The 23530-nt window shown below is 72.0% G+C and carries 17 protein-coding genes and 2 tRNA genes; 7 read left to right on the top strand and 12 right to left on the bottom strand.

Annotation, left to right across the window (positions count from 1 at the left end; genetic code table 11):
• Positions 1-75: 75 nt before the first annotated feature.
• Positions 76-672: a DUF3566 domain-containing protein gene (locus OG488_RS18805; RefSeq protein WP_329230739.1), complete on the top strand. Its 597-nt coding sequence runs from the start codon at positions 76-78 to the stop codon at positions 670-672.
• Positions 673-743: 71 nt separating this feature from the next.
• Positions 744-820, top strand: a tRNA-Ile gene (locus OG488_RS18800).
• Between the two features lie 334 nt (positions 821-1154).
• Here the strand turns inward: OG488_RS18800 and OG488_RS18795 are convergent.
• The gene (locus tag OG488_RS18795; RefSeq protein ID WP_329230738.1) at positions 1155-1514 is read right to left on the bottom strand and encodes a DUF6344 domain-containing protein; all 360 of its coding nucleotides are present in this window, start codon (positions 1512-1514) and stop codon (positions 1155-1157) included.
• Between the two features lie 281 nt (positions 1515-1795).
• Here OG488_RS18795 and OG488_RS18790 point away from each other — a divergent pair, with 281 nt between their 5' ends.
• The 3 genes from OG488_RS18790 (at position 1796) to OG488_RS18780 (ending at position 5397) form a co-directional block, all read left to right on the top strand.
• Positions 1796-1930: a DLW-39 family protein gene (locus OG488_RS18790; protein WP_003958712.1), complete on the top strand. Its 135-nt coding sequence runs from the start codon at positions 1796-1798 to the stop codon at positions 1928-1930.
• A 249-nt stretch (positions 1931-2179) separates the two neighbouring features.
• The gene (locus OG488_RS18785) at positions 2180-4060 is read left to right on the top strand and encodes a vWA domain-containing protein (protein WP_406466301.1); all 1881 of its coding nucleotides are present in this window, start codon (positions 2180-2182) and stop codon (positions 4058-4060) included.
• On the top strand, positions 4057-5397 hold the full coding sequence (locus OG488_RS18780; protein ID WP_329230737.1) for a hypothetical protein: 1341 nt from the start codon (positions 4057-4059) through the stop codon (positions 5395-5397). The genes OG488_RS18785 and OG488_RS18780 overlap by 4 nt, the downstream gene beginning before the upstream one ends.
• Before the next feature lie 19 nt (positions 5398-5416).
• Here the strand turns inward: OG488_RS18780 and OG488_RS18775 are convergent, their stop codons facing one another.
• On the bottom strand, positions 5417-6829 hold the full coding sequence (locus OG488_RS18775) for a serine/threonine protein kinase (protein WP_329230734.1): 1413 nt from the start codon (positions 6827-6829) through the stop codon (positions 5417-5419).
• 103 nt (positions 6830-6932) lie between these two features.
• Positions 6933-7481, bottom strand: coding sequence for a helix-turn-helix domain-containing protein (locus tag OG488_RS18770; protein ID WP_329230733.1), 549 nt, complete (start codon positions 7479-7481; stop codon positions 6933-6935).
• 171 nt (positions 7482-7652) lie between these two features.
• Here OG488_RS18770 and OG488_RS18765 point away from each other — a divergent pair.
• Positions 7653-7725, top strand: a tRNA-Ala gene (locus tag OG488_RS18765).
• A 103-nt stretch (positions 7726-7828) separates the two neighbouring features.
• Here OG488_RS18765 and OG488_RS18760 read toward each other — a convergent pair.
• The 8 genes from OG488_RS18760 to OG488_RS18725 all read right to left on the bottom strand — a co-directional run bounded on the left by OG488_RS18760 (position 7829) and on the right by OG488_RS18725 (position 19381).
• A complete protein-coding gene (locus OG488_RS18760; RefSeq protein WP_329230731.1) occupies positions 7829-9154 on the bottom strand; it encodes a metallophosphoesterase in 1326 nt (441 codons plus the stop codon).
• A complete protein-coding gene (locus OG488_RS18755; RefSeq protein ID WP_329230730.1) occupies positions 9154-11385 on the bottom strand; it encodes an MMPL family transporter in 2232 nt (743 codons plus the stop codon). The genes OG488_RS18760 and OG488_RS18755 overlap by 1 nt, the downstream gene beginning before the upstream one ends.
• A gap of 181 nt (positions 11386-11566) precedes the next feature.
• On the bottom strand, positions 11567-12697 hold the full coding sequence (locus tag OG488_RS18750) for an alpha/beta hydrolase (RefSeq protein ID WP_329230728.1): 1131 nt from the start codon (positions 12695-12697) through the stop codon (positions 11567-11569).
• Positions 12694-13770 carry an NAD-dependent epimerase/dehydratase family protein gene (locus OG488_RS18745; RefSeq protein WP_329230726.1) on the bottom strand — a complete coding sequence of 359 codons (1077 nt, stop codon included), beginning with the start codon at positions 13768-13770 and terminating at the stop codon, positions 12694-12696. Before OG488_RS18745 ends, OG488_RS18750 begins: the two co-directional genes overlap by 4 nt.
• Positions 13767-16025 (bottom strand): MMPL family transporter, encoded by a 2259-nt coding sequence (locus tag OG488_RS18740; RefSeq protein ID WP_443074227.1) that lies wholly within the window; start codon positions 16023-16025, stop codon positions 13767-13769. Before OG488_RS18740 ends, OG488_RS18745 begins: the two co-directional genes overlap by 4 nt.
• Entirely contained in the window at positions 15994-17640 is a 1647-nt protein-coding gene (locus tag OG488_RS18735; RefSeq protein WP_329230724.1) for an FAD-dependent monooxygenase, read from the bottom strand. The genes OG488_RS18740 and OG488_RS18735 overlap by 32 nt, the downstream gene beginning before the upstream one ends.
• Positions 17637-18341, bottom strand: coding sequence for an HAD family hydrolase (locus tag OG488_RS18730; protein WP_329230722.1), 705 nt, complete (start codon positions 18339-18341; stop codon positions 17637-17639). The genes OG488_RS18735 and OG488_RS18730 overlap by 4 nt, the downstream gene beginning before the upstream one ends.
• A complete protein-coding gene (locus tag OG488_RS18725) occupies positions 18338-19381 on the bottom strand; it encodes a ScbA/BarX family gamma-butyrolactone biosynthesis protein (protein WP_329230721.1) in 1044 nt (347 codons plus the stop codon). Before OG488_RS18725 ends, OG488_RS18730 begins: the two co-directional genes overlap by 4 nt.
• Positions 19382-19627: 246 nt before the next feature.
• Here OG488_RS18725 and OG488_RS18720 point away from each other — a divergent pair, with 246 nt between their 5' ends.
• The gene (locus OG488_RS18720; RefSeq protein ID WP_329230719.1) at positions 19628-22495 is read left to right on the top strand and encodes an AfsR/SARP family transcriptional regulator; all 2868 of its coding nucleotides are present in this window, start codon (positions 19628-19630) and stop codon (positions 22493-22495) included.
• 90 nt (positions 22496-22585) lie between these two features.
• On the opposite strand, the gene OG488_RS18715 is transcribed toward OG488_RS18720, so the two are convergent.
• Positions 22586-23311, bottom strand: a complete 726-nt coding sequence (locus OG488_RS18715) for a DUF5324 family protein (protein WP_329230717.1) — start codon at positions 23309-23311, stop codon at positions 22586-22588.
• Positions 23312-23530: the final 219 nt, after the last annotated feature.

Below are 23530 nucleotides of genomic sequence, written 5' to 3'. Positions count from 1 at the left end.
GGCGCCGGTTCGGCCGCTTCCGAAGCCGGCGCGAACGGCGCCCGTGGCCCTGCCACGGACTCCCAAGGGGGCACTGTGACGGACACTCGGGGACCTCAGCCGCAGTACGAGGGGTACGCGACCGGGCCGTTGCCCGGCGAGCGGGAGCCCGCGACGGGCCAGGCGGGGCCCTACCACCCGCCCCAGGCGTACCAGTCGCCCGCGGGCGGTACGCAGGGCGGAGGAACACAGGGCGGTGTGCAGGGTGCCGGGGGCGCGCAGGCGACCCGGCTGCCCCGCACGGGGGCGCGGACCACTCCGCGCACCAGGAAGGCGCGTCTGCGGGTGGCGAAGGCCGACCCGTGGTCGGTGATGAAGGTCAGCTTCCTGCTCTCCATCGCGCTCGGCATCTGCACGGTGGTCGCGGCCGCCGTCCTGTGGATGGTGATGGACGCGATGGGCGTCTTCTCCACCGTGGGCGGCACGATCAGCGAGGCCACCGGCTCCAACGAGAGCAACGGCTTCGATCTGCAGTCGTTCCTGTCGCTGCCGCGCGTGCTCATCTTCACGTCGGTCATCGCGGTGATCGACGTGGTGCTGGCCACCGCGCTGGCGACGCTGGGCGCGTTCATCTACAACCTGTCGGCAGGGTTCGTGGGCGGCGTGGAGCTGACTCTCGCCGAGGACGAGTAGGGCTGCGGGTATCGATTTTGGGACTGGCCCCGACGTGCGCTAATCTTCAGAAGTCAGCGCAACAGCGCGGCGGGGCTATAGCTCAGTTGGTTAGAGCGCATCCCTGATAAGGATGAGGCCACAGGTTCAAATCCTGTTAGCCCCACCAGTACGAAAGCCCCCCACCGGAGACTGTGGGGGGCTTTCGCGTTCCCGGTGGCGCCGGGGCACGGGTTGTGTGGCCAGGGCGGGACGTGGCCGAACGCCTTGGCGGGCTTTCGACCGCATCTCGTGTCCCTGCTGAGGCTCGTGTGGCGCGTTCACCGGCCGGTCGGACCGGCTGCTGAGGGTGGCGGGCGTACTCGTGGTGCCGAGTGGGGTCGTGGCCTGCGCCGGGAAGCCGGAGCGTGGTCCCTGGCCGTCGTCCGCGCGCCGTCCGGGCATGAAGAAGGCCCCCGCCGGTGTGAACCGGACCAGGGGCCTGGGGAGCGTGTGCGGCGCGCTCAGGGTGGCAGCGGGGAGGAGTCCCCGGCGGGTGTGGCGCCGTGGGTGGAGCGGGTGCCGTTCGTCGTGTGGACGGCCTCGGTGGTGTCGGCGGACAGGTGACGGGTGGCCGGGGAGGAGCCGTGCGCCTCGGCGCGGATGCGCTGCTTCATCGTGGGTGGCAGCGCCCTGTCACGCGGAAGGGTCCATCGCACCGACGGGGTCGTCGCGGTTGCCGGTGTCACGCCCGTGTGCTCGTGGCTCGTGACCGTCGGCTCTGCGGCCGTGGCCTGGGCGGTGGCGAGGCCCAGCGACGCGAGAAGCGCGAAGAAGGCGGTGACGAAGGCGGTCCAGATGCTCTTGGGCCGGAAGGTGCTCATGGCCCCTCACTTTCAGGTGGTCCGGTTTGCTTACCTTTCCGATGATGTGGATCCGGCCCGCCGAATCCGGGACCGACGCCCCCGGTGCGCCGATCTTCCGATGAACACCACTCTTATGGTTCAACCGGCTCGGAAAAGCTGCTCCGGGGGTGGCGAGGGGTGCCGAAAGGGCTCCGGAGCGGGTGGCGGCCCGGTTCCGGGGAGGTCACCGATCGGTATCGGCCGGTGTGTATAGTCGGGCGGCAGAAGTCCCTTACGTCAAGGAAAGACGAGGTCGCGCGGTGAAGAAGCTTCTCCTGGTCGCACTGGCCGCCATCGGCGGGCTCCTCGTGTACCGCCAGATCCAGGCGGATCGCGCCGAGCAGGATCTGTGGACGGAGGCGACCGACTCCGTGCCCGCAGGTTCAGGTGTGTGAGACGGAACAGTCTGCTACAAGCCCCGGCCGCCGAGCGGCCGGGGCTTCGTGCTGTCCGGGGTCCGCTGTTGCGTGACCGTGACAGCCGGACCCTTGAGTTCACCCAAGCAAATCACTAGATTGCGTGAGCAAAGCAATCGTGGAGTACGGGCGGCCGAGGGGGATTCGGTGAGTGCACGGACGAGGGTGGGGCCACACCGCCGAGGGGCCGGCGCGGGAACGCGCCGCCGTACGGCGAGAGCGGCGGTTCTGGCGGGTGGAGCGCTGTTCGCGCTGGTGGCAGGGGTGCTGCCCGCAGGAGCCCAGGTGCCGGCGGCTCCGAGCGACGCCCCGCAGGACGGGCCCGGTGGCGGCAGCCTCGTCATGGTGCTCGACTCCTCGGGCTCCATGGGTGACGACGACGGCACCGGCCGGACCCGGATGGAGAGCGCCCGCACGGCCGTGGGTGCCGTGGTCGACGCTCTCCCCGACGGACATCCGACCGGGCTGCGGGTGTACGGCGCGGACCGGCCGCACGGCTGCGCCGACACCCGGCTCGTCCGGCCGGTGAGCGCGCTGGACCGGGCGGCCGTGAAGGAGGCGGTCGCGGGCGCACGGCCCCGGGGGGACACTCCGATCGGGCTCTCCCTGCGAAAGGCCGCCGAGGACCTTCCGGCGCCGTCGGACGGGGCCCTCGGGACGCGGACGATCCTTCTGATCTCCGACGGGGAGGACAACTGCGGTACGCCGAGCCCTTGTGAGGTCGCCGAACAGCTCGGCAGGGACGGCGTCGGGCTGAGGATCGACACCGTGGGCTTCCAGGTCGAGGGCGCGGCCCGGCAGCAGCTGAAGTGCATCGCTCAGGCGGGCAACGGGCTTTACTACGACGCGCCGGACTCGGACGCGCTCGCCCGGCAGCTGCAGCGCTCCGCGCAACTCTCCGCCGGCGGCTACCGGTTGAAGGGCGCCGGGATCGAGGGAGGGGCCACCACGGACGGGGCTCCCCCGATGGCTCCCGGTCAGTATCTGGACAGCATCGGCCCCGGGGAGAAGCGGTACTACGCCGTCAGCCTCGACGCCGTCTCCACCGCGGACTTCGCGGCCACGGCGGTGCCGCAGCCCGGTGCGGCCGTCGACGGCCTCGATGCCCTGAGTACCGGTCTCGTCCGGGCCGACGGGGACACCACCTGTGAGTCGGACACCGCGCGCTTCCTCCAGCAGGAGGGCGCGACCCCGCTGACCTCGGCCGTGTCCCGGATCCGTTCGGAGGGCGGCGCCCGCACCTGTGACGAGGCGGGCCGCTACTGGCTGGTGGTCGAGCGGCAGAGCAAGAAGGGCTCCGACAGGGCCCGTTGGCCGCTCGAGCTCGTGTACGGCGTGGAGAAGCCGCTGGCCGCCGGAGTCACTCCGGCGCAGTCGCAACCGGAGTACGGGAAGGGCGGCGAGCAGGCCCTGCTGCCCACCGGGGATCCGCGTGACGTGCGGGGCGGTACCGGGTTCAACGACGCCGCGGAGCTCGGCCGGGGTGTGTGGCGGGACCGGATCCTCCCCTCGCAGACCCTCTGGTACAAGGTCCCGGCCGGCTGGGGCCAACAGGTCCGCTACGACGTCGAGTTCGCCAACGAGCCCACGGTGGACGGCGCGGCAGCCACCTACTCGTACGCCGGGACGCAGCTGTTCAGCCCGGCGCGCTTCCCGGTCGGCAGCGGAGGCGAGTTCCGTTCGACGGCGTCGTACGGGGGCAGGCCCGCGGCGCTGAGGATGGGGTCCGTCCCGGTCGCGTGGACCAACCGCTACGAGTCCGCCGCCGCGGTGCGGCCGGTGCATGCCGGGGGCGGCTTCTACATCGCGGTGACACTGGGGGCGAGGGCTGCCGAGATCGCCGAGAACCCGCGGATCGGAGTGGTGCTGCGGGTCGCGGTCCTCGGCGACGAGCTGACCGGTCCGCAGCACGGGGCTCCGGCACGGGCCGAGTCGGGCGATCACGGCAATACGGCGGGGGCCGCAGACAGCGGTGACGGAGGCGGGGCAGGATGGACCGGCATCGCGACGGTTGCCGGAGCGGGTGCCGTGGTCCTTTCGGCCGCCGGGCTCCTGCTCGTACGCAGCCGGCGCAGGGCAGGCAGGCAGACGACGAGGGGAAGCGCGTGAACAGGCAGCGCAACAGGGGCCGGGTGACGCTCGCGACCGTCGCGGCGGTGTGCGCGGTGGCGGCACTGCCGGGGCAGGCGCACGCGGCCGACGGCCCCCCGGCGTACACCTTCGACCCCGCGGCGACGTCGGTCCAGGGCGCGGAGACGAACGCCGATGCCGCGGAGCTGAAGCCCGGATCGGTCTACAGGAGCTCCATCAAGAGCGGGCAGAAGCTCTATTACCGCTTGGAGCTCGACGCCAAGACCGACGCGTACGTCTCCGCCGTGGCCGTGCCGAAAGCCGGTGGGAAGGTCGCCTACGGCGACGGCTTCACGATCAGCATGAGGGACCTCGACGACAACCGGTGCAGTTCCGAGGACGCCGCCTTCGAGTCGGCGGAGTTCCCGCGCCCGATCGCCGCGTACGCCCACCGGACCGTGGAGAAGGACAGCACCACCTGTGCGGCGCGCGGGACGTACAACGTCCTGATCGAGCGGGAGAGCAAGGCGACCTCGTCCCCGGAGGCATGGGACCTGGAGCTGCGCTACGAGGCCGAGCCGGCGCCGAAGGACGACGGCTCGCTGCCGACCGAGGCCCCGGAGGACTGGCCGTCCGCGTCACCGGTGCCGCCCACCGGCAGGCAGGAGCGGTCCGGCGGCAGCGGCTTCTACGATGCGACCGGCCTGGAGTCCGGCGAGTGGGTGGACAAGATCACGCCTGGCCAGACCCGCTTCTACCGGGTGCCGGTGGACTGGGGCCAGCAGATCTTCGCCACGGCCGCGCTGAGCAACAGCAACAAGTCCACCGAGTACCTCGGCAACGCCCTGGCGCTCGCGCTGGACAACCCGGCGCACGGCCACGTGGACGACGCGACCCTCTCGTACTCCGGGGCGTCCAACTCGGTGGCCCTGGACCCACTGCCTCCGGTGGCCTACGAGAACCGCCACGATTCGGCGGCGGACGTCAATGCCATGCGCTTCGCGGGCTGGTACTACCTGTCGGTGACGCTCTCACCGAAGGTCGCCGAGCACTACGGGGACGATCCCCTCGCGCTGACGCTCAGGGTGAAGGTCGTCAACGACAGCAAGCCGTCGCCCTATCAGGGGGACGCCGGGATCTTCGGGGTCACCGACGACGACAGGGACATGGCCAAGAACGGTCAGAGCGCGCCCGAGGCCGGCGCGAGCGCCACGATGAAGACGGTGGCCGCGGCCGGGATCGGCACGGGCTCCGTGCTGGTGCTCGGGCTCGGTGCGTGGACCCTGCTGGCACGGCGCCGGGCCGTTCCCGCCGCCGCGCCGCCGGGTGCCGCCGGCGGGCAGCCGCCGTTCGGGGGGCCGCCGCAGGCCTGGTAGGCGCATCAGGCCTGGGTGCTCAGGCCTGAGTGAGGGCCCAGATCCCCACAGCGAAGCAGATCAGCGCCACCAGCAGCACCGGGACCGCCACCTTCGGGGGCGGTCCCGGCCGCTGCGAGGCCGACGGCTGCGGTGCGTTGTCCGGGGGTGCCTGGAGGTGCTGGGCGGTGTAGGCACGGGTCTGCGCGGCCCCGTACGGCACGCCGGTCGTGGCGGCCTGGGCGAGGTCCGGGGCGGCACCTGAGGCATAGGGGTTCGCCGCGTGAGGGGTCGCCGCATGAGCGGGGTGCGGGGTGGAAGGCGTCTGCGGCTGGCCCGGAGGCGTCGTGCGCTGCGGCGGTGGTGCGAGATGGAAGCTGCCCGTCTCCGACATGGACGGGGGCGGCGCGTACGGCTGGTGCCCCGTGCCCTGCTGCGGGTTCGCGTCGTGGGGCGCCTGGGGCGCGTGGGGTTGCTGGGACGGCTGAGGCGCCGGAGGGGTGCCTCCGACGGCCTGTGAGGGGGTTCTAGGGCCCGAGCCAAGCGTTCCGGGACCCTCGGGGCCCACTGGGCCTACCGGACCCTCGGGGCCGAAGCCGGCGGGCAGAGGGCCGATCTGGTCGAAGACCTCGACCAGATCCTCGTCCGGGCCGGGGTCCTGCAGCATCTCGACGGCGGCCGTCAGCGCCTTGCGCGCTCCCGTGGCCGTACGGAAGCGGGTGTGCGGGTCCGGTTGCAGGAGCCCGGCGAGGACCTGCCACAACGGTTCCGGCACTCCCTGGGGTGCGCCCGGGGTGCCGTGCTCGGCGAAGTACTCGATCAGCGCCTTGGCGTCCGGCTTACGGCCCTGGAGCAGATAGAGCGCGACGAGACCGACGGCGAACAGGTCCGCCGGGAAGTCGGGTTCCGCTCCCATCATCTGCTCGGGCGCGAAGTAACCGGGCGTTCCCACCACGTAGTTGGTCTCGGTGAGGCGCGGCTCGCCCTTGCGCATGGAGATGCCGAAGTCGGAGAGCCGCAGGTGCGGCCGGCCGGTACCGGTGGCCTCCATCAGGATGTTGGCCGGTTTGATGTCGCGATGCACGACCCCCTCGGAGTGCACCGTGGACAGCCCGGACAGCAGCTGGTCGAGCAGGAGACAGACGAATCGCGGGGGGAGCGGCCCGTAGTCACCGATGACGTGGGCCAGCGAACCACCGCTGACCAGGTCCATCGTGAAGAGGACCTTGTCGTCGTCGGCGGCCCAGCTGGCCGGGGCGAGGACGTGCGGATGCTCGATCCGCAGCGCCTGCTCACGGACGAAGCGCAGCAGCGTGTGCGCGTCGCTCTGTTGCAGGACCTTGGCCGCCACGTACCGACGGCGCCGGTGGTCCCACGCGCGCCAGACCGCCCCGACCCCACCACGTCCGATCGGATCGATCAGCTCGTACCGACCAGCGAAGACCTCACCCATTGCGCTGCGCCCGCTCCCGTTCCCGTTTCGGTTCGTGCCCCGGCTGTCGGGATACTGCCACGGCCCGGGGGCCCCGGGGCCCCCCAGGCCCCGGGTGTCCGTCCTAGCTCTGGTGGCCTTCGTAGTGCGCGACCGCGTCGGCGGTGCGTCCCGCTCCGTACACCCTGAGGAACTCTGCCAGCTCGGGGTGGGCCGGGGCGAGGGAGTTCGCCGCATCGATGATGTCGCCGGCCGCGGCGACCGACCGCAGCAGCGACTGGATCTCGCGGACCACGCGCCGCACGGTGGGGGCACCACCGCTGGTGGAGGTCTGGCCGGTGTTGGTCAGGACCGAGCCGCCCTGCGACTTCTTGATCTCTTCCATCCGGTCGGTGGCCTCTCCCGCGCTGACGCTGCCGTCCGCCACCTGGCTGGCGAGCTCCTGAAGTGCCTGGACCCGCTGGACGACCGCAGGATTGCCGATCTTGGCCCGCTGCCCGCTCATCAGCTGCGAAAGCATGGGTGCGGACAGTCCGAGCACCGCCGCGAGGCGTGCCTGGTTGAGACCGAGATCATCGATCAGCCTGCGGAAGAGCGCCCCCAGCGGCTCTCCGTACCAGCTGCGCTGGAGCTCCCGGGCTCTAGCCGTCGCCTCTTGCTGCGCTGCGTCCATTGCGTCTCCCCTTCGCTGCGGCTTCGCTGCTGCGAACCTTGCCGTGCATCTTACGGAGAGCGGTTGCCGGTCGGGAGTCCCAATCCTTTTGCAGGATTCGGGGGGTCACCCGGTACTCTGTTCTGCGACGGACGGCGCGGCATGGATGTGGTCCACGGTGTCCGCTTTTTCGGGGCCTTAGCTCAGTTGGTAGAGCGCTGCCTTTGCAAGGCAGATGTCAGGAGTTCGAATCTCCTAGGCTCCACAGCAGAACGCCCCTGACCTGTGTTTCACCAGGTCAGGGGCGTTCTTGTGTCAGGGGGCGGACGGGGGCCGGGAGGATTCCCGGCCCAGGACCCTGACCGCTCTCAGGGGCGCAGCTCGATCACGGTGATCTCCGGGTCGGCGCCGACCCGCACCGGCGGGCCGAAGAACCCGGCGCCGCTGGTGACGTACAGCTGGGTGTTGTCGACCTTCCCGAGGCCGGCGACGACGGGGTTGGCCAGCTTGGTCAGCTCCGTGAGGGGAAACATCTGGCCGCCGTGGGTGTGACCCGACAGCTGGAGGTCGACCCCGTGCCGGGCGGCCTCCTCGATCATCACCGGCTGGTGCGCCATCAGGACGACCGGACGGCCGGTGTCCCGCCCGCCGAGCGCGCGCTCGTAATCCGGCCCGCGCCCGTGCTCGGTGGCGGACAGGTCCTCGACACCGGCGAGGTCGAGCACGGCGCCGTGGTGACGGATCTCCGTGCGCTCGTTGAGGAGCGTGGTGACCCCCAGGCCGTGCAGCTCGTCCACCCACGCGTCGGCGCCGTCGAACATGTACTCGTGGTTGCCCGTCACGAAGAAGGCGCCGTGCGTGGATTCCAGATGGCGCAGCGGGCGGGCGGCGGAGGCCAGCTGGGACGGCTTACCGTCCGCGAGGTCCCCGACGACCGTCACCACGTCGGCCTCCAAGCCGTTGATCATCCGGACGATGCGCTCGGTGTGGCCGCGGCCCAGGAGCGGGCCGAGGTGCAGGTCGCTGACGACCGCGATCCGCAGCCCTGAGAGCGGCTGTGCCAGACCGGCGATGCGGACGGGTACCCGCCTGATCACAGGGTCACCGAGCGCGGTCCGCATGCCGATACCGGTGGTGGCGACAGCGATCCCTCCCGCGGCGATGGCGCCGACGCGGCTCAGGAAGAGACGCCGGTCCGGATGGGCGGGCCCGGAGCCCCGCCTGTTTCCGATGGTGTCACCCCCCTCTCGGGGGGCCGGGTCGGCACCCGGAGGAGCTTGCCCTGTTTCACGTGAAACGGTCGTCGTTTCACGTGAAACGGTCGTCGCCGGGACCTTCACGGGCTCCGGGACCGCCACCGGGCGTTCCGTGCTGTTCCGTCGCCGCACGAGAGTCCTGGTCCCCACGAACGCACGCGGGATCTCCAGCACCAGCAGGACCAGGATCAGGTACAGCAGCACGCCCAGCCAGACGTAGCCCGTCCACGCCAGCGGCCGTCCCGTGTCCGGCCCGAGAGCCGGGACGAGGATGCGCGGGGCTGCCGCGAGAGCCGCGGAGGCGACCGTGGCGACGGTTCCCGCCCGGCGTGCCCTGCCGCCGGACCGCGTGGTGTCGCGCACCAGGCGGACCCACAGCCAGCGGTGGAGCAACACGGAGGCCACGACGATGAGCAGGTTCACCAGGGGGGCGAGCATTACGTGGCCTCGATCAGGTCCTGGCGGGGCTTCTCGGCGGCGGGCGCCTCACTGATTCCGTACCGGGCGTGCAGACGGCGCAGCGGGGCCGGTGCCCACCAGTTGGCCTTGCCCGCCAGCCCCATGAAGGCCGGGACGAGGAGGGTACGGATCAGCAGGGCGTCGACCAGGACCGCCAGGGCCATGCCGATGCCCAGCTCCTTCAGGAAGACCACGCCACCGGTGGCGTACGTCGCGAAGGTGAGGGCGAGGATCGCGGCGGCCGAGGTGACGAGTGGGGCGCTGCGCTGGATGCCCTCGGCGACCGCGCTCCTGTTGTCCCCGGTCCGGTCGTAGGCCTCCTTGACCCTGGCCATGATGAACACCTCGTAGTCCATGGACAGCCCGTAGGCGATGCAGAACATGAGGATGGGGATGCTCGGCTCCATACGGCCGCTCGCGGTGAAGCCGAGCAGCCCGGAGAGGTTGCCGTCCTGGAAGACCCAGACCAGGACGCCGAACATCACGCTGAGACTGAGGATGTTGGCGATCGTGGCCTTCGCCGGGATGAGCAGACTGCCCGTCATCAGGAAGAGGATGACGAAGGTGACCAGCAGGATCAACGCGACGACGTACGGCAGGCGGTCGAGGAGCTCACCACGGAAGTCCGTCATCGCGGCGGGGAATCCGCCGACCCGCACCTCGGTGTACGGGGCGTCCACAGCGCGTACCCGCTCCACGAACTGGGCCATGTCGCCGGCCAGCGCTTCCTGGTCGGGGACGACCGTCAGAAGGGTGTGCTCGCCGGCCTGGAAGCGGCCGGGATCAGCCGTGGCGCCCGCCCGGCCGCCGTCGCGGTACGTGCCGCTCCCGGTGTCCACCTGGAAGACGCCGGGCAGCTGGGACAGCCGCTCCGCGTAGTCCGAGCCGTCCTGCTCCGCCTCGCCGGTGGTGACGATCTGGAGCGCGTCGGTCTCCTCGGCCGCGAAGCCGGTGCGGATCTCCTCCTGCACGATGCGGCTGGAGGCGCTCGCGGGAAGCACGCGCTCGTCGGGCAGGCCGAACTGGGCACCGAGGAAGGGTGCGCCGAGGGCGAGCAGGGCGATCAGTACGGGAAGGCCGTACAGGAGCGGCCTGCGCATGATCTTCAGGGTGTTGCGGTACCAGCGGCCGGTCTCCACGGCGGGCTCGGTCCGGCCCGGCCGCAGGGTGCGGCGTCCGACGGCGGCCAGCGCCGCGGGCAGCAGGACGACCGCGCCGAACGCCGCGGACACAACCACCGCGATGCCGGCCCACGCGAAGGACTGGAGGAACGGGAAGGGGAAGAGGAAGAGCGCGGCGAGTGAGGCGGCGACCGTGAACCCGCTGAACAGGACGGTGCGCCCGGCGCTGGCGACGGTGCGCACGACCGCGGCGTGCCGGTCCGCGTCGCTGCCGCCCGGAGTGGCGGCCATCTCCTCACGGAAGCGGGAGATGACGAACAGGCTGTAGTCCAGGCCGAGTCCCAGGCCGAGCACGAGGGCCAGGTTGGCGGCGAAGGTGGAGACCTCGGTGAACGCGGTGACGCCGCGCACCATGGCGAGCGTGGCCAGTACCGAGAAGAAGCCGACGCCGAGCGTCAGGCCGGCCGCGGACCAGCGGCGGTACACCCACAGGAGCAGCAGGAACACGGCGGGGATGACGATGGCCTCCGCGCGGAGGAAGTCCCGCCGGGTCTCCTCGCCGACCTGGCGGAAGACCTCGTCCTGGCCGCCGGGGCGCACGGTGAGGAGCTCGGTGTCCTGGGTGAAGGCAGGGGTGATGTCGGCCAGTTCGGTCCGTACCTCGGTGGCTGTTCCCCGGAGCCAGGCCACCACGAGCGCCTGCGAACGGTCCTCGCTGACCAGGGCGCTGTTCGGGCCGCGTGACCAGTAGGAGCCGGCCGTGTCGACGCCGTCGCGCCCGGCCAGCTCCTCGGTCAGCTTCCTGCCTTCGGCGGCCACCTCCGGGTCGTCGACCGTGCCGCCCTTCTTGGCGGTGACCAGGAGCACGTAGTTGGGGGAGCCGTCCTTGAACTCCTGGTGCAGGATCTGCTCCGCGGTGTCCGACTCGGAGCCCGGTGCCTCGAAGCGCGACAGGGACAGGGCGGCCTGGGCCCCCGCGCCGAACGCCGCGGCGATCAGGAACAGGACCGCACCGGCGATCAGGACGATGCGCCGCCGGGCCGCGGCGAGGGCGCCGAGCCGGTGGAGCGGGGACGGTGTGGCTGACATGGGATGAACTCCCTGGGTTTCGGGGGTGGGAGGAAGGCAGAAGGGCTCCGTACGGTCGACGATGACCGTGTCCGCTGACCAGTCGCTGGAAGATCCGCTGAAGCCCGGCCGGGAGGGAACCTGGCCGGGCGGGTGCGGCCGGGGCGGCGGACGGGGACCGTACGGCGCCTCCCGGGCCGGTTCAGCGGCGGTCGAGCCAGTCGGCGAGGGTGTCGTGCACCAGGGGGGCCTGGCGGGCCATGCCCATGTAGTGGCCGGCGTCCGGGATCTCGACCAGTTGGGTGTTCTTCGCGCCGGTGAAGAGCGCGCGGTGTTCCTCGCCGCCCTCCACGCGGGCGTCCTTCTCCCCGTACATGAAGAGGACGGGCACGGTGATGGTCGGCAGCTCGCGCAGGTCGACGAGGACCGCGCCGAGCTGGGAGACCATGTCGCCGCAGGGGTGGCGGTTCTGGTGCGGCACGGCGAGGTCGAGGACGGCCGGGTCCGTGTCGTGGAAGTTGCCCGAACGGAATTCGGCGGGCCCCAGGTCGTAGTAGACGTATCCCTTCGTCCCGCCCCGGAGGCAGGTCTGGAGGGAGGAGAAGAAGCGGGCGTTGGCCTGGGGGGTGAGTCCGCGGTCCGTCCAGTCCATGAGGACGAGGCCGTCGATGTCGCGGAAGGAGTAGGCCGCGATCTGCGCTATCTGGCCGCCGTTGGACTGGCCGGCGAGGAAGACCTTGTCGAACGCGCCCGAGGTGCCGCCCTTCCCGGTGCCCCCGCTTCGGTACGTTCCTTCGCGCAGCTGTTGGACGATCTGGTGGGTGATGTCGGCCTGACCGCCGATGCAGGTGGCAAGGCCGTCGAGGGTGTCACTGGTGTCGTAACCGATGCGGTCGATGGTGAGCGAGGCGTGGCCCCGCGCGGCCAGTTCCTCCGCGTGGTGGTAGCCGTCGGCCTCGACCCGCCAGTACCACTCGCCCGCTGCGATGCCGTGCTGGTAGAGGGTGATGGCCCTCACCGCGCCCTTGCTCTCCAGGAGCCGGGTGGGAGCGGTGAGGTGCCCGCGGACGGTGTAGGTGAGGCCGTCGACCGGGCAGGAGGCCTTGGTCCGGTTGATGTTGCGGACGGTGAAGCTGACAGGGATGTCGGATATGCCCTTGTCGAGCGTCCATGTCTTCTTCCGCTGCTGGGTGTTCTCATCCGTCGCGCGGCCCGCGCTCGTCCCGGGCGACTCCGTGACGGCGTTCGCCCAGTAGACCGGGGTGACGGCGAGCAGCGCCGCCGCCGCACCGAGCAGGACGGTCCGCAGCCGGCTGATCCTGGCGGAATTCACGCGGCACTCTCCTCTGGGGTCACATGGTCGAGCAGGCCGGCGCGGTGGTACCAGGCGGCGGTGTCCGCGAGGGTCCGGGCCAGTGGGCGGAAGGTGACGCCGAGCTCCCGCTGGGCCCGTGCCGAAGTGATCCGTGTGCGGTTGCCGTCGAGCAGGGCCCGCACCCCCTCACGGGTGACGACGGGCGGAGTGCCGAGCAGCCTGGCCTTGGTCTCCAGGACGGTCGCGAACGCGATGGCCGCCCGGGCGGGGACCTCCTTGGGGGCCGGAGCCCCCGTGGCGCGGGCTATCGCCGCGCAGGTCCCCGAGAGGGACAGCCATCGGCCCGCGACGATGTAACGCCGCAGGTGCTCGCCCTGATCGGCCGCCCGGACCAGGGCGTACGCCACGTCGCGGGCATCCACCACGTGATTTCCCGCACGGGGCACGGCTTTGATGCCCCGCTGCGCGACGGCGAGGAAGAGCCGGCCCGCGGAGGTGGGGCCGGCGTCGGCCGGGCCCCACATCCAGCCGGGGAGGACGATCGGGACCCGGATCCGGCCCGCGTGCCCGGGCTCCCGAGCGAAGGCGCGGATGGCGGCCTCCGCACGGACCTTGCTGGCCCGGTAGGCGTTGCGCTCCCAGTCCGGTGGCGGGTCGGCCGACTCGCTCGCCGGGTCCTCCTCCGTCCCCGCACCGAGGGTGTTGACGGAGCTGGTCTGTACGAGGGCGGGCACACCCGCGGCGACCGCCTCCCGCAGGAGCGCGGTGACGGCGTCGACGTTGGTGGCGAAGAGCCGGGGCAGGTCGGCCTCGGGGAGGTAGTACTCGCGGAAGTAGGCGGCGGTGTGGATCACCGCGGCCGCGCCGGGCAGTGCCCCGCGGTACGTCTCCGGCTTCCGGATGTCCGCCGTGACGACGGTCAGCTTCGGGTGCGCGGGGAACTGGCGGGCGGCTTTGGTGGTGTCGCGTACCAGCGCCGTCACCTCCCTTCCCTCGCCTAGGAGCTGGTTGACGACGGCGGTTCCGAGGAGGCCGGTCGCGCCGGTCACCACCACACGGCCGTGCCGTGGGCCGGGATCGGGGGTGTTCATCTGACTGTCTCCAGTACGGGTTCGGTGGGTGTCCGCTGATCCGGGGCCGGGGTGGCGGAGAGATCCTCACGCAGGCCGAAACGCCGCTGGAAGCGCGCCAGAGGGGCAGGGGCCCACCAGGTGGCGCGCCCGCCGATCCGCATGACGGCAGGGACGAGGAGGCCCCGGACGACGGTGGCGTCCACGAGGACGGCGAGGGCGGCGCCCAGGCCGAGCATCTTGCTGTTGGTGATCTGCGAGGTGCCGATGGCGACGAAGACCACGGCGATGATCAGCGCGGCCGCGGTGATGACACCGCTGGTACGGCGCACGCCGGTGACGATGGCCAGCCGGGGGTCACCGGTGCGGTCGTACTCCTCCTTCATGCGGGACAGGAGGAAGACGCCGTAGTCCATGGAGAGGCCGAACGCGATGCAGAACATCAGCACCGGCAGGGTCGCCTCGATGGTGCCCGTGGGCGTGAATCCGAGCAGTCCGGACAGATGCCCGTCCTGGAACACCCACACCACCAGGCCGAACATGGCGGTGAGGCTGAGCGCCCCCGACGCCACGGAGAGAAGCGGGATCAGCAGACTCCCCGTGAGCAGGAAGACGAGCAGGAGGGAGGTACCGGCGATGAGCAGCCCGGCGGCGGGCAGGCCGTCGGCTATGGCCTGCTTGCTGTCCTCCAGGACCGCTGCCCGTCCGCCGGCGAGGGGTTCGAGTGCCTCGAATCCCGACGAGGCGGCCCGCACGCCCTCCACGAGGCGCCGGCTCTCCGGCGACACGTCCTCCACGCCCTTCTCCGGGACCACGGACAGATGCACCAGTCCGTCGGCCGCACGCGATGCGTCGGCCGGGGTGGCGGCGTCCTTCCTGCGGCCGTCGCGGTAGGTGCCGAGCGGGGTGTCCACCTCGGCGGCGTGCGGGAGCAGGGAGAGCGCCGCCGCGTAGCGGTCGAGTCCCTTCGCGTCCCGGGCGAGGATCTCCACCCCGCCGGTGGTGCTGGAGGTGAAGTCGTCCCGTATCGCCTCCTGGACCAGGCGGGACTCCGAGGCAGCGGGCAGCTGGCGGTCGTCGGCGGTACCGAACTCGACCTGGAGGAAGGGCACTCCGGCGGCGACCAGCAGGGCGGCGACGGTGACGGCGTACCGGTACGGGCGGCGCACCACCCGCTCGACCAGGCCGCCCTCCCGGCGGGTCCGCAGTGTCCTCCGGCGCAGGCGGAGGGCGTCCACCCGGTGTCCCAGCAGGAGCAGCACGGCCGGCAGCACGATGAGGGAAGCGGCTGCGGCGAGCAGGACGACGCTGAGGCCCGCGTAGGCGAAGGAACGCAGGAAGTACAGGGGGAAGACCAGCATCGCGGCCAGCGAGACCGCGACGGTCAGGGCGGAGAAGAGGACCGCGCGCCCCGCTGTGCGCAGCGTCGTGCGGACCGCCGTGCGGGGGTCCGCTCTCTGGTGCAGCTCCTCGCGGAAGCGCCGCACGATGAGCAGGGCGTAGTCGATGGCCAGGCCCAGGCCGAGCGCCGTGGTGAGGTTCTGCGCGAAGACGGAGACCTCGGTGACGGAGGTGAGCAGGCGCAGCACGGCGTTCGTGCCGAGGATGGCCAGCACGCCCACGCCGAGCGGCAGGAGCGCCGCGACGGCACCGCCGAAGACGAGGACCAGGATGATCAGGGTCAGTGGCAGGGCGATGAGTTCGGCGGTGAGCAGATCGGCCTCGATGGTCGTCTGGATCTCCTGCTGCACTGCCACGCCGCCGCCCAGGGAGACGTCCAGCGCGTCCGCGTCGGGCGGGCTGCCCCGGTAGAGCGGTGCCAGCCGGTCGTAGGTCCTGGTGGCCGTGTCGTCGTCGCCTTCGAGGTGCGCGAGGATCAGCGCCTCGGAGCGGTCGGCGGACCGCAGGCGCTCGGAGCCGGTCTGCCAGTACGAGACGACCCCGGAGACCCGCGGCTCGAAGGCGAGGCGCTCGGCCAGCCGGGCTCCCTGTGCGGCCACCTGCTCGCTGTCGACCCCGGCGCCGTCCTCGCCGCGGACCAGCAGCACCAGATCGGGGGCGCTCGACGGGAAATGGGCTTCCAGCAGGGCGCCCGCACGGGACGAGGCGGAGGACGGATCGTCGGTCCCGCCGCCGAGCAGCCGGTCGCCGACGTCCGCGCCGATGACGACGGCGTTTGCCGCGAGGAGCAGAGTGAAGAGGAGGACGAACCAGGGGCCCCGGCGACGGCCCGCGGAGCGGGTCTCACAAGATGTGCGGAACACGGTCCTGCTCACCGCCGACCGGGATTCCGGCGAGGAGCTCGGCGATGCGGCCCGGGCGGTCGAGGGAGACCCGCGCGCCGACGACCCCGTCGGGCCGGACGTACAGGGCCTGGGTGATGGTGCCGTACCGGCCGGCGGCGACATCGTGGGCGGGCAGTGCCGTGGGAACGGAGAAGGCGTCACTGCGGTCGGACGGCCGGATCAGCAGTACGTCGACGTTGCTGCCCGCCGTGCCCGCGTGACGCGCCGCCGCCGTCTCGGCCGCCCGCACCGCGACGGTGTCGGTGCCGGAGACGCCGAGCACGACGACGGTGTGCCGTCCGGCGGCAACGTAGCCGTGGAGGCTGTCGGCCTCCCGCCCGTAGACCATGGACAGCGCGGTGTCGGGGACGCGGCGGCCGGGCCGCACACCGTCCACAGGGGTTCCCGAGACGATCGGGCTGCCCGTCAGGTCCAGGTCGACCTGAGCGAGTTCGGGTACGAGCCGCTTCTCCAGCGCGCCGCTCGCCGAGAGCCTGCGGAGCAGTGTGTCCCGGAGGAAGCGGGAGACCACCGAGCGCAGGAGCCAGAGCTTCGTCTGCCGGTCCGCGTTGCCCACGGCCCGGACGGCGCTGGGCCGCCGCTCGGCCTCGTAGCTGTCGAGCAGGGCGGGGTCCGCGCCCGAGCACACCGCCGCGAGCTTCCAGCCCAGGTCGTAGCCGTCCTGCACCCCGGTGTTGAGGCCCTGGCCTCCGGCCGGGCTGTGGCAGTGCGCGGCGTCCCCGGCGAGGAGGACCGGACCCGACCTGAAGGCCGCGGCGACCTTGGTGTGCACCCGGAACCTGCTGGTCCACGCGGTGCTCGTCAGGGTCCAGCCCCCAGGTCCGCGGGCGTCGAGGAGCTGCTGGAGCTCGGCGTCGTCCGGGGGCCCCTCGCCGCTGCCGGCCGGCAGGTCGAAGAAGACCCGGTGGCCGCCCTCCGGGAGGGCGACGACGACGAGCACCCCGTCGGGGGTGAGGTGGTACTGCGCCTCGGCGGGGGGCAGCGGAGTGGCACCGGTGGCCTCCAGCAGCCCGTCACCGAGGAGGAAGTCACGGGCGTACGTGCTGCCTTCGAAGGGGATGCCCAGGGCCTCGCGGACCTTGCTGTGCGCGCCGTCGGCGGCGATCAGCCAAGGGGCGCGTGCGGTGCTGCGGTCCCCGTCGGGGCCGTTCAGCACGACGGCGGCCTCCTCGGCCTCCACCGTGACCGACTCGGCCTCCGTCGACCATTCGACGGTGCCGCCCAGCTGGATCAGACGCTCGTAGAGCAGCTCCTCCGTCACGGGCTGCGGCACGCACAACGGGCCGGGGAAGCGGGTGCCGCGCAGGGCCCCGAACCCCAGTCCGGCGATCCTCCTCCCGCGCGACCAGTACGAGGCGCCGGTGAGCGGCAGCGACCGCTCGCCGATCGCGACCGCCGTCTCCAGCCGGTCGAGCACCTCCAGGGCACCGCTCCACAGGATCAGGGCCTTGGGGGCGCCGGTGGGCCCGTGGCGGCGGTCCACGACCCTGACCTTCACACCGTGCCGCAGCAGGGTGCAGGCCGCGGTGAGACCGGTCGGCCCCGCGCCGACGATCAGCACCCGGGGGGTGGGCGAACGGGTCATGACGTACCTCCGGAAGGTTCCTTGTCGAAAGCGGGCAGGTCCATCAGGCGGCCCACGTCCCGGACGGCCTGGTCCGTCGTGTCGAAGCGGACCGCGTGCATGCCCTGCGCCCGTGCGGCGGCGCAGTTCTCCTCCAGGTCGTCCAGGAAGAGGACGGTGGCCGGGTCGGCTCCCAGCCGGGCGACGAGCCGGCGGTAGATCTCGGGGTCCGGCTTGCGCACGCCCTCCCGGGAGGAGTCGACGACGGTGTCGAACAGCTCCGCGACGGGGAGTGCCGCACGCCAGCGCGGCTCCCACTCCCGGACGTTGTTGGTGAGCAGCCCGACCCGGTGACCGGCCGCCCGGACGGTGCGGAGGAAGGCGGTCAGGTCCTCGTTGGTGCGCCGGCCGCGGAACCAGACCTCGCCGAACGGGAGGCCCCGGAGAACGTCGCCGGGCTCCCTGTCCAGCTCGGACAGCACGCGCCGTACGAGCTCGTCCTCGGAGATGGCGCCGATCTCCAGCTCCGCCATGGGGCTCACGCCGTACCGCCGGGTGGCCCGGCCGAAGGCCGCCACCAGGTCCTCGACCGGGATGCCGGTGCTGTCGGAGAAGGCCGCGTAGGTCTCGGCCAGGGGGTTCGTCAGGACACCCCCGTAGTCGCAGACCAGTGTCGTGATCGGTGGGGCGCCGGCTGCGGCGGTCCGGGTGCCGGGGGTCACGCCCACTGGGCCACCTCCAGATTGACCTCGCTCACGGAGCTGTCGCCCTGGCCGAGACGTACCTCGACGGGGACGGTCAGGGTTCCCAGGGCCTCCGCGTGCTGGACCCCGTCGACATGGGCGGTCACCGGGGTGCTGAGGCCGAGCTCGGCGAAGTCGGTGAAGCGGGCGCGCACGGACGTCACGACCAGGTCCACGGGGGACAGTCCGTGCAGCCGTGCCACCGAGGCCACCGCGAGCTGCCGGGCGGCTTCCAGCTGGAGGTTCCCCGGCACATGGTCCAGCTGGTGGTCGAACAGGTGCGGATGTGCGGTGTCGACGACCAGGAACGCGGAGGCGTCGCCTCCGACCCCGACGGCAGGCTCGGTCAGCACCACGTTCCGGACGTCCTTGCGTCCGACGGTGGTGGGAGCGGCGGGAGCCGGCCGGTGGGCGCGTGCGGCGGAAGCCGCCCGGGCCTTGCCGAGTCCCTGGGCGCGGAGCATCCCGTACGCCCGGCGGCTGACGAAGGTCAGACCGCCCGACGCCCGGAGCGTGGGTGTTCCGTCGAGATCCACGATGATGTCGAAGTCGAAGCCCAGGATCCGTCCGCCCCGGTTCGTCTCCGGCCGCACGGACAAGTGCAGCACCGTCTGTGCCGGGCGGGCGCCTATGCGCAGGGCTTCCAGGGACAGCACGTCGAAGTTGAGCGCGCTGAAGATGAACGCGCTGTCGATCGCCACGTCGAGATGCCGGTGCGCGACACACACCCCGGACTGCCGCAGGACCTCGACGAGCAGCAGGAAGTCGTATGCGGCCGGGTGCTCGCCGACGAGGTGGCCGCGCGGCAGCTGGGCGGCCACGTCGAAGGTGCGGGTGGTGGCGCCCGGCTCGGGCGAGCCGGTCTCCACCGAGTCCGTCACGAACACCTCGGCCACAGAGGCCCGGTGGACCAGTGAGCGGGGGAGGGTGGAGTCGAAGCTGAGCGGCACGGGTGCCGGTACGACGACGGGGACGGGGGCTGATTCGGATGCTGACGCGCGGCCGACGGGCAGTGTCATTCCGGAAGTCCTCCTGGACCTGTCTGCGGATGTCTCGTTCGGGTCGGTTCCTGGGGAGGACCTTCGCCGGAGGTGCTGACGGGGCGCTGGAAGGGACGCTGAACCGCTCCGGAAGGCACGACGGCCGCCGGAGGCAGGCGCAAAAACAGCGTGTTAATACCAAGAGATTCGACCGGCAGGAGGCTTACGCTCTCTTTACCGTTACCGGGGGGGAAAATGATTGACTCGCACGTACGTTTCGAAGTGATGGGCCCGTTAAGGGCGTTGGCCGGCAACCGGTCACTGCCGCTCGGGCCGCCCCGCCAGCGTGCCGTGCTGGTCGCTCTGCTGCTCGGCGGCCCACGACCCGTGCCCGCCGACCGCATCATCGCGATGGTCTGGGGTGACGACGCGCCGGCCCACGCCCTCAACCTCGTCCAGAAGTACGTATCGGGACTGCGGCGCTGTCTGCCGCCGTCCCTGCCGCTCACCCATTCCGATGCCGGCTACGTGCTCGGCACGCCCGGTGGGTTCGACTGCGATCTCCTGGAGTTCGAGGAACTGTTCGCCGCCTCACGCGCCCTGAGCGATTCGGGCCGGCCCGCGGACGCCGCCGAGACTCTGGCCAGGGCGACCGCCCTGGCCCGCGGCCCGCTCGCCGAGGGAACCGAGAGTCGCGGTATCGAACTGGAGCGCGATCGATTCCAGGAACGCCGGCTCTCCGCCCAGGAGGAGCTGTACGCCCTGGAGGTCTCGCTCGGGCAGGGGGAACGTCGCCTCCCCGAGCTCGTGCGCCTCATCGCCGTGCACCCGCTCCGAGAACGCCTGCACGCCTTCCTCATGCGGACGCTCGCCGACAGCGGCCGACAGGTGGAAGCGCTCGACGCCTACACGCGGATCCGCGAGCGGCTGGTCGAGGAGTACGGCGTGGAGCCGGGCGCCGAGCTCAGGGAGGCACACCAGTTCGTCCTGAGCGCGGTGCGTCCGGAGGAACGGTCTCCGGAAGCCCCTCTCACACCCCACCAGCTGCCCAACGCGGTAAGGGACTTCACCGGGCGGGCGGACGAGATCGCGCTGGTCACGGACCGGCTGCGTTCCGGGAAGATGCCGATCGTCTGTGTGGAGGGCACGGCGGGGGTCGGCAAGACGGCGCTGGCCGTGCACTGTGCCCATCAGGTCGCCGACGGCTTCCCCGACGGTCAGCTCTTCGTCGACCTGCGAGGCTTCGACCGCCTCGGTGCGGCGGATCCGTGCGAGATCCTCGGGTCGTTCCTGCGCGCGATGGGGGTGGCAGCCCAGCACGTTCCGACCGACTGCCTCGAACGAGGCACCCTGTTCCGCTCGGTCATCGCCACCCGTCGCATGCTGATCGTCCTGGACAACGCTGCCGACGCCGACCATGTGCGGTGCCTGCTTCCCAGCGCGCCCGGCTGCGCCGTCCTCGTCACCAGCAGGCGTGCCCTGGTCAGCCTGGCGGTGCACGAGGACGCGCAGCGCGTCGTGCTGCCCGTGCTGGGCCCCGACGAGTCGGCGGAGCTGTTGAGGAGTGCGCTGGGCCGCCCGCGGTCCACGGGGACGCCGGATCCCGCCGTCGCGGAGATCTCGCGGCTCTGCGGTCATCTCCCCCTGGCGCTGCGGGTGGTCGCGGCGGGATCCGTGGTCTCACCGCACTTCGACCTCGGGTCCGTTGCCCGGGAGCTCGCCGCGGCCGGCCCACTGGCCGGAGCCTCCGTCGCGGACGACGAACGGGCGTCCGTGGGTGCCTCGCTGGACCTGTCCTACCAGCGGCTCGACGACCGGGGCCGGCGCGCCCTGCGCATGCTCGGCCTGCTCCCCGGCCACGACCTGACCTACGCGGCGGCGGCGGCCCTCACCGGTACGGACGAGGCCGCCGTACGACCTGCCCTCAACGTGCTCGCCACCGCGAACCTCCTGGTCCAGCACGCTCCCGGCCGTTTCCGCTTCCCGCACGACCTGCTCCGGGAGTACGCCTGGAAGCGGGCCGGCGACGAGGAGCCGACCGAGTCCCGGAACGAGGCGCTCAACCGTCTTCTGGGCTGGTACACGCAGGTCGCGAGCGTCCTCGACGGCCGCGCGGGCCGGATCCACGTGGTGGGACAGGAGCCCCGCGCCACCGAGGGCGCACCGGTCTCCGGGGAGGAAGCCGAGGCCGAACTGCGCAATCTCACCGCCGCCGTGGAGCACACCGCCGAGCACGGCCCGTACGTCGCCGCCTGGACACTCGCGGGCATGCTGCGGGAGACCTGCAAACGCCGGTCACGGGTCCCCGAGTGGCTCGCCGTCGCGCGGGCGGGGCTGCGCGCCGCGCAACGGGGCATGAACCCGCGGGCGGAGACCGAGCTCTCCCTCAGCCTCGTCGACGCCTCCCTCACCGCGGGCCTCGTCGACGCCGCGGAGGAGCACGCCCAGCGCGCCCTGCGGCTGAGTGAGCTCCACGACTGGCCGGACCTGCTGGCCGCCTCCCGCGAGGAGCTGGGGCGTGCCCGCTGGACCACCGGCGCACTGGACGAGGCCCGCGGACACCTGACGGAGTCCATCCGGCTCTACTCGGAGGGAACCGATCATCTGCGGACCGCCCTCGCCTACGGAGCGCTCGCCCGCGTCGAGCTGGACTCCGGTGCGCCGGGCGCCGCGTACCGCCTCTACTCCCGCTGTCTCCGGCTGACCCGCTCGCAGTCACATCGCGGGGCCGAGGCGATGACCCTGGTGGAGCTGGGCCTGGTCCACGAGGCGCTGGGCCACCCGCACACCGCCGCGCTCTCCCTCGAAGCCGGTCTCGCCCTCAGCAGGGATCACCGCGGACTCCAGCGGCCCGAGGCCTTGGCCCAGTCCTATCTCGGTGCTCTGAAGGCGAGGACGGGCGACCGCGACGCCGCTCGTTCCCTGTGTCTGGCCGGAATCGAGGTGGCGGAGGAGCTGGGAGACCTCTGGGCCCAGGCGGAGTGCCGCAACGCGGCGGGACGCGCGATGTCCGCGCTCGGCTGTCCCCGCGAGTCGGCCGAGCACCACCGTGAGGCCCTGCGCATCGCACGCGGCCTCCACTTCCACCGGGCCGAACAGCATGCTCTGGCGGGCCTGGGCAGCACCGTCTTCGAGCCGTGCCGGGTCGGCTGAGGGCTCCCCACCCACGCACGGGAAGAGGGGCGCCGGAAGACCCTGAGGTCTTCCGGCGCCCCTCGCAGGCGTCGTTCCCGGTGGTCCCGGTCAGCGCTTGTCGTCGCGGTCGGTGCCGTCCACGGGGTCCGATCCGGATTCCGCCTCGTCCTGCTTGGCGCGCACCTCCGGGTCGAGCACCGTCCGGCCGCTGCCGTCGACCGAGGTCAGCGGGGTGCGGTCGTCGGCCACATCGGTGGGGGCGGGCGGCTCGACCAGCCAGTCCGGGTTGGCCTGCTTGTCCCACCACTTCCAGGCGGCGAAGGCCCCGCCAGCCAGGATGCCCAGCACGAGGAATCCCTTGGCCGCCCGGCCCGCCTTGGCCCGGCGCTCGTGCTTCCTGACGAGCTTCTGGATCTCCTTGGCCGTCACCTGCCCGCGCAGGGCGGCCAGTGCCGCCGTGCTGCGGGCCGTGGCCTCCTCGGCCATGGGGCGGCTCGCCGCCACCGCGTACTCGACGCGCGGCACGGTGTAGTCGGCCGCCGTGCGGGCGGCGCTGCGCGTCCGGACGGCGGCCTTGTGCGCGGCCTCGTCGACCTTGGGAGGCACATGGGTCAGGGCCTGTTCGATGCGCGGTGCGAGATGGGCGCCGTACTGGACGCGGGCCTGCGCGGCTGCCTTCGACACCTTGGGCGCGAGCCGGGCGCGAGCTTCCTGCGCGTAGTGCGCGGCCTGTTCCTTGGCCGTGTCGGCGTAGGGCGCCACCACTTCCGCGGCGTGCTGCGCGCTGTCCTTCGCCGAGTAGGTTGCGGCGCGCACGCTGTCGATGCGGGTCACGGGATCCTCCTCCTTGGTGGCGGGTAGGTACTCCGCCTATCCACCCAATTCGAAATCATGCCCGCTGGTGCCTTGTGCGCCATGCGGGACGGGCATCCGGGTCATGAGCGTCATTCTCGGTCACTACGGTGCAAGGGCAGCGTGTCGCCGACGATGCCACGGTTCGTGTCGGCGTGCCCCGCGCTGTCGGGCACTTGGACGCACCTGACGCGCGGTACG

Origin of the sequence: Streptomyces sp. NBC_01460 (genome assembly GCF_036227405.1) — a bacterium.
GTDB lineage: Bacteria > Actinomycetota > Actinomycetes > Streptomycetales > Streptomycetaceae > Streptomyces.
The sequence above is the reverse complement of the archived record's forward strand: the minus strand, read 5'-3'. Positions and strand labels throughout refer to the sequence as shown.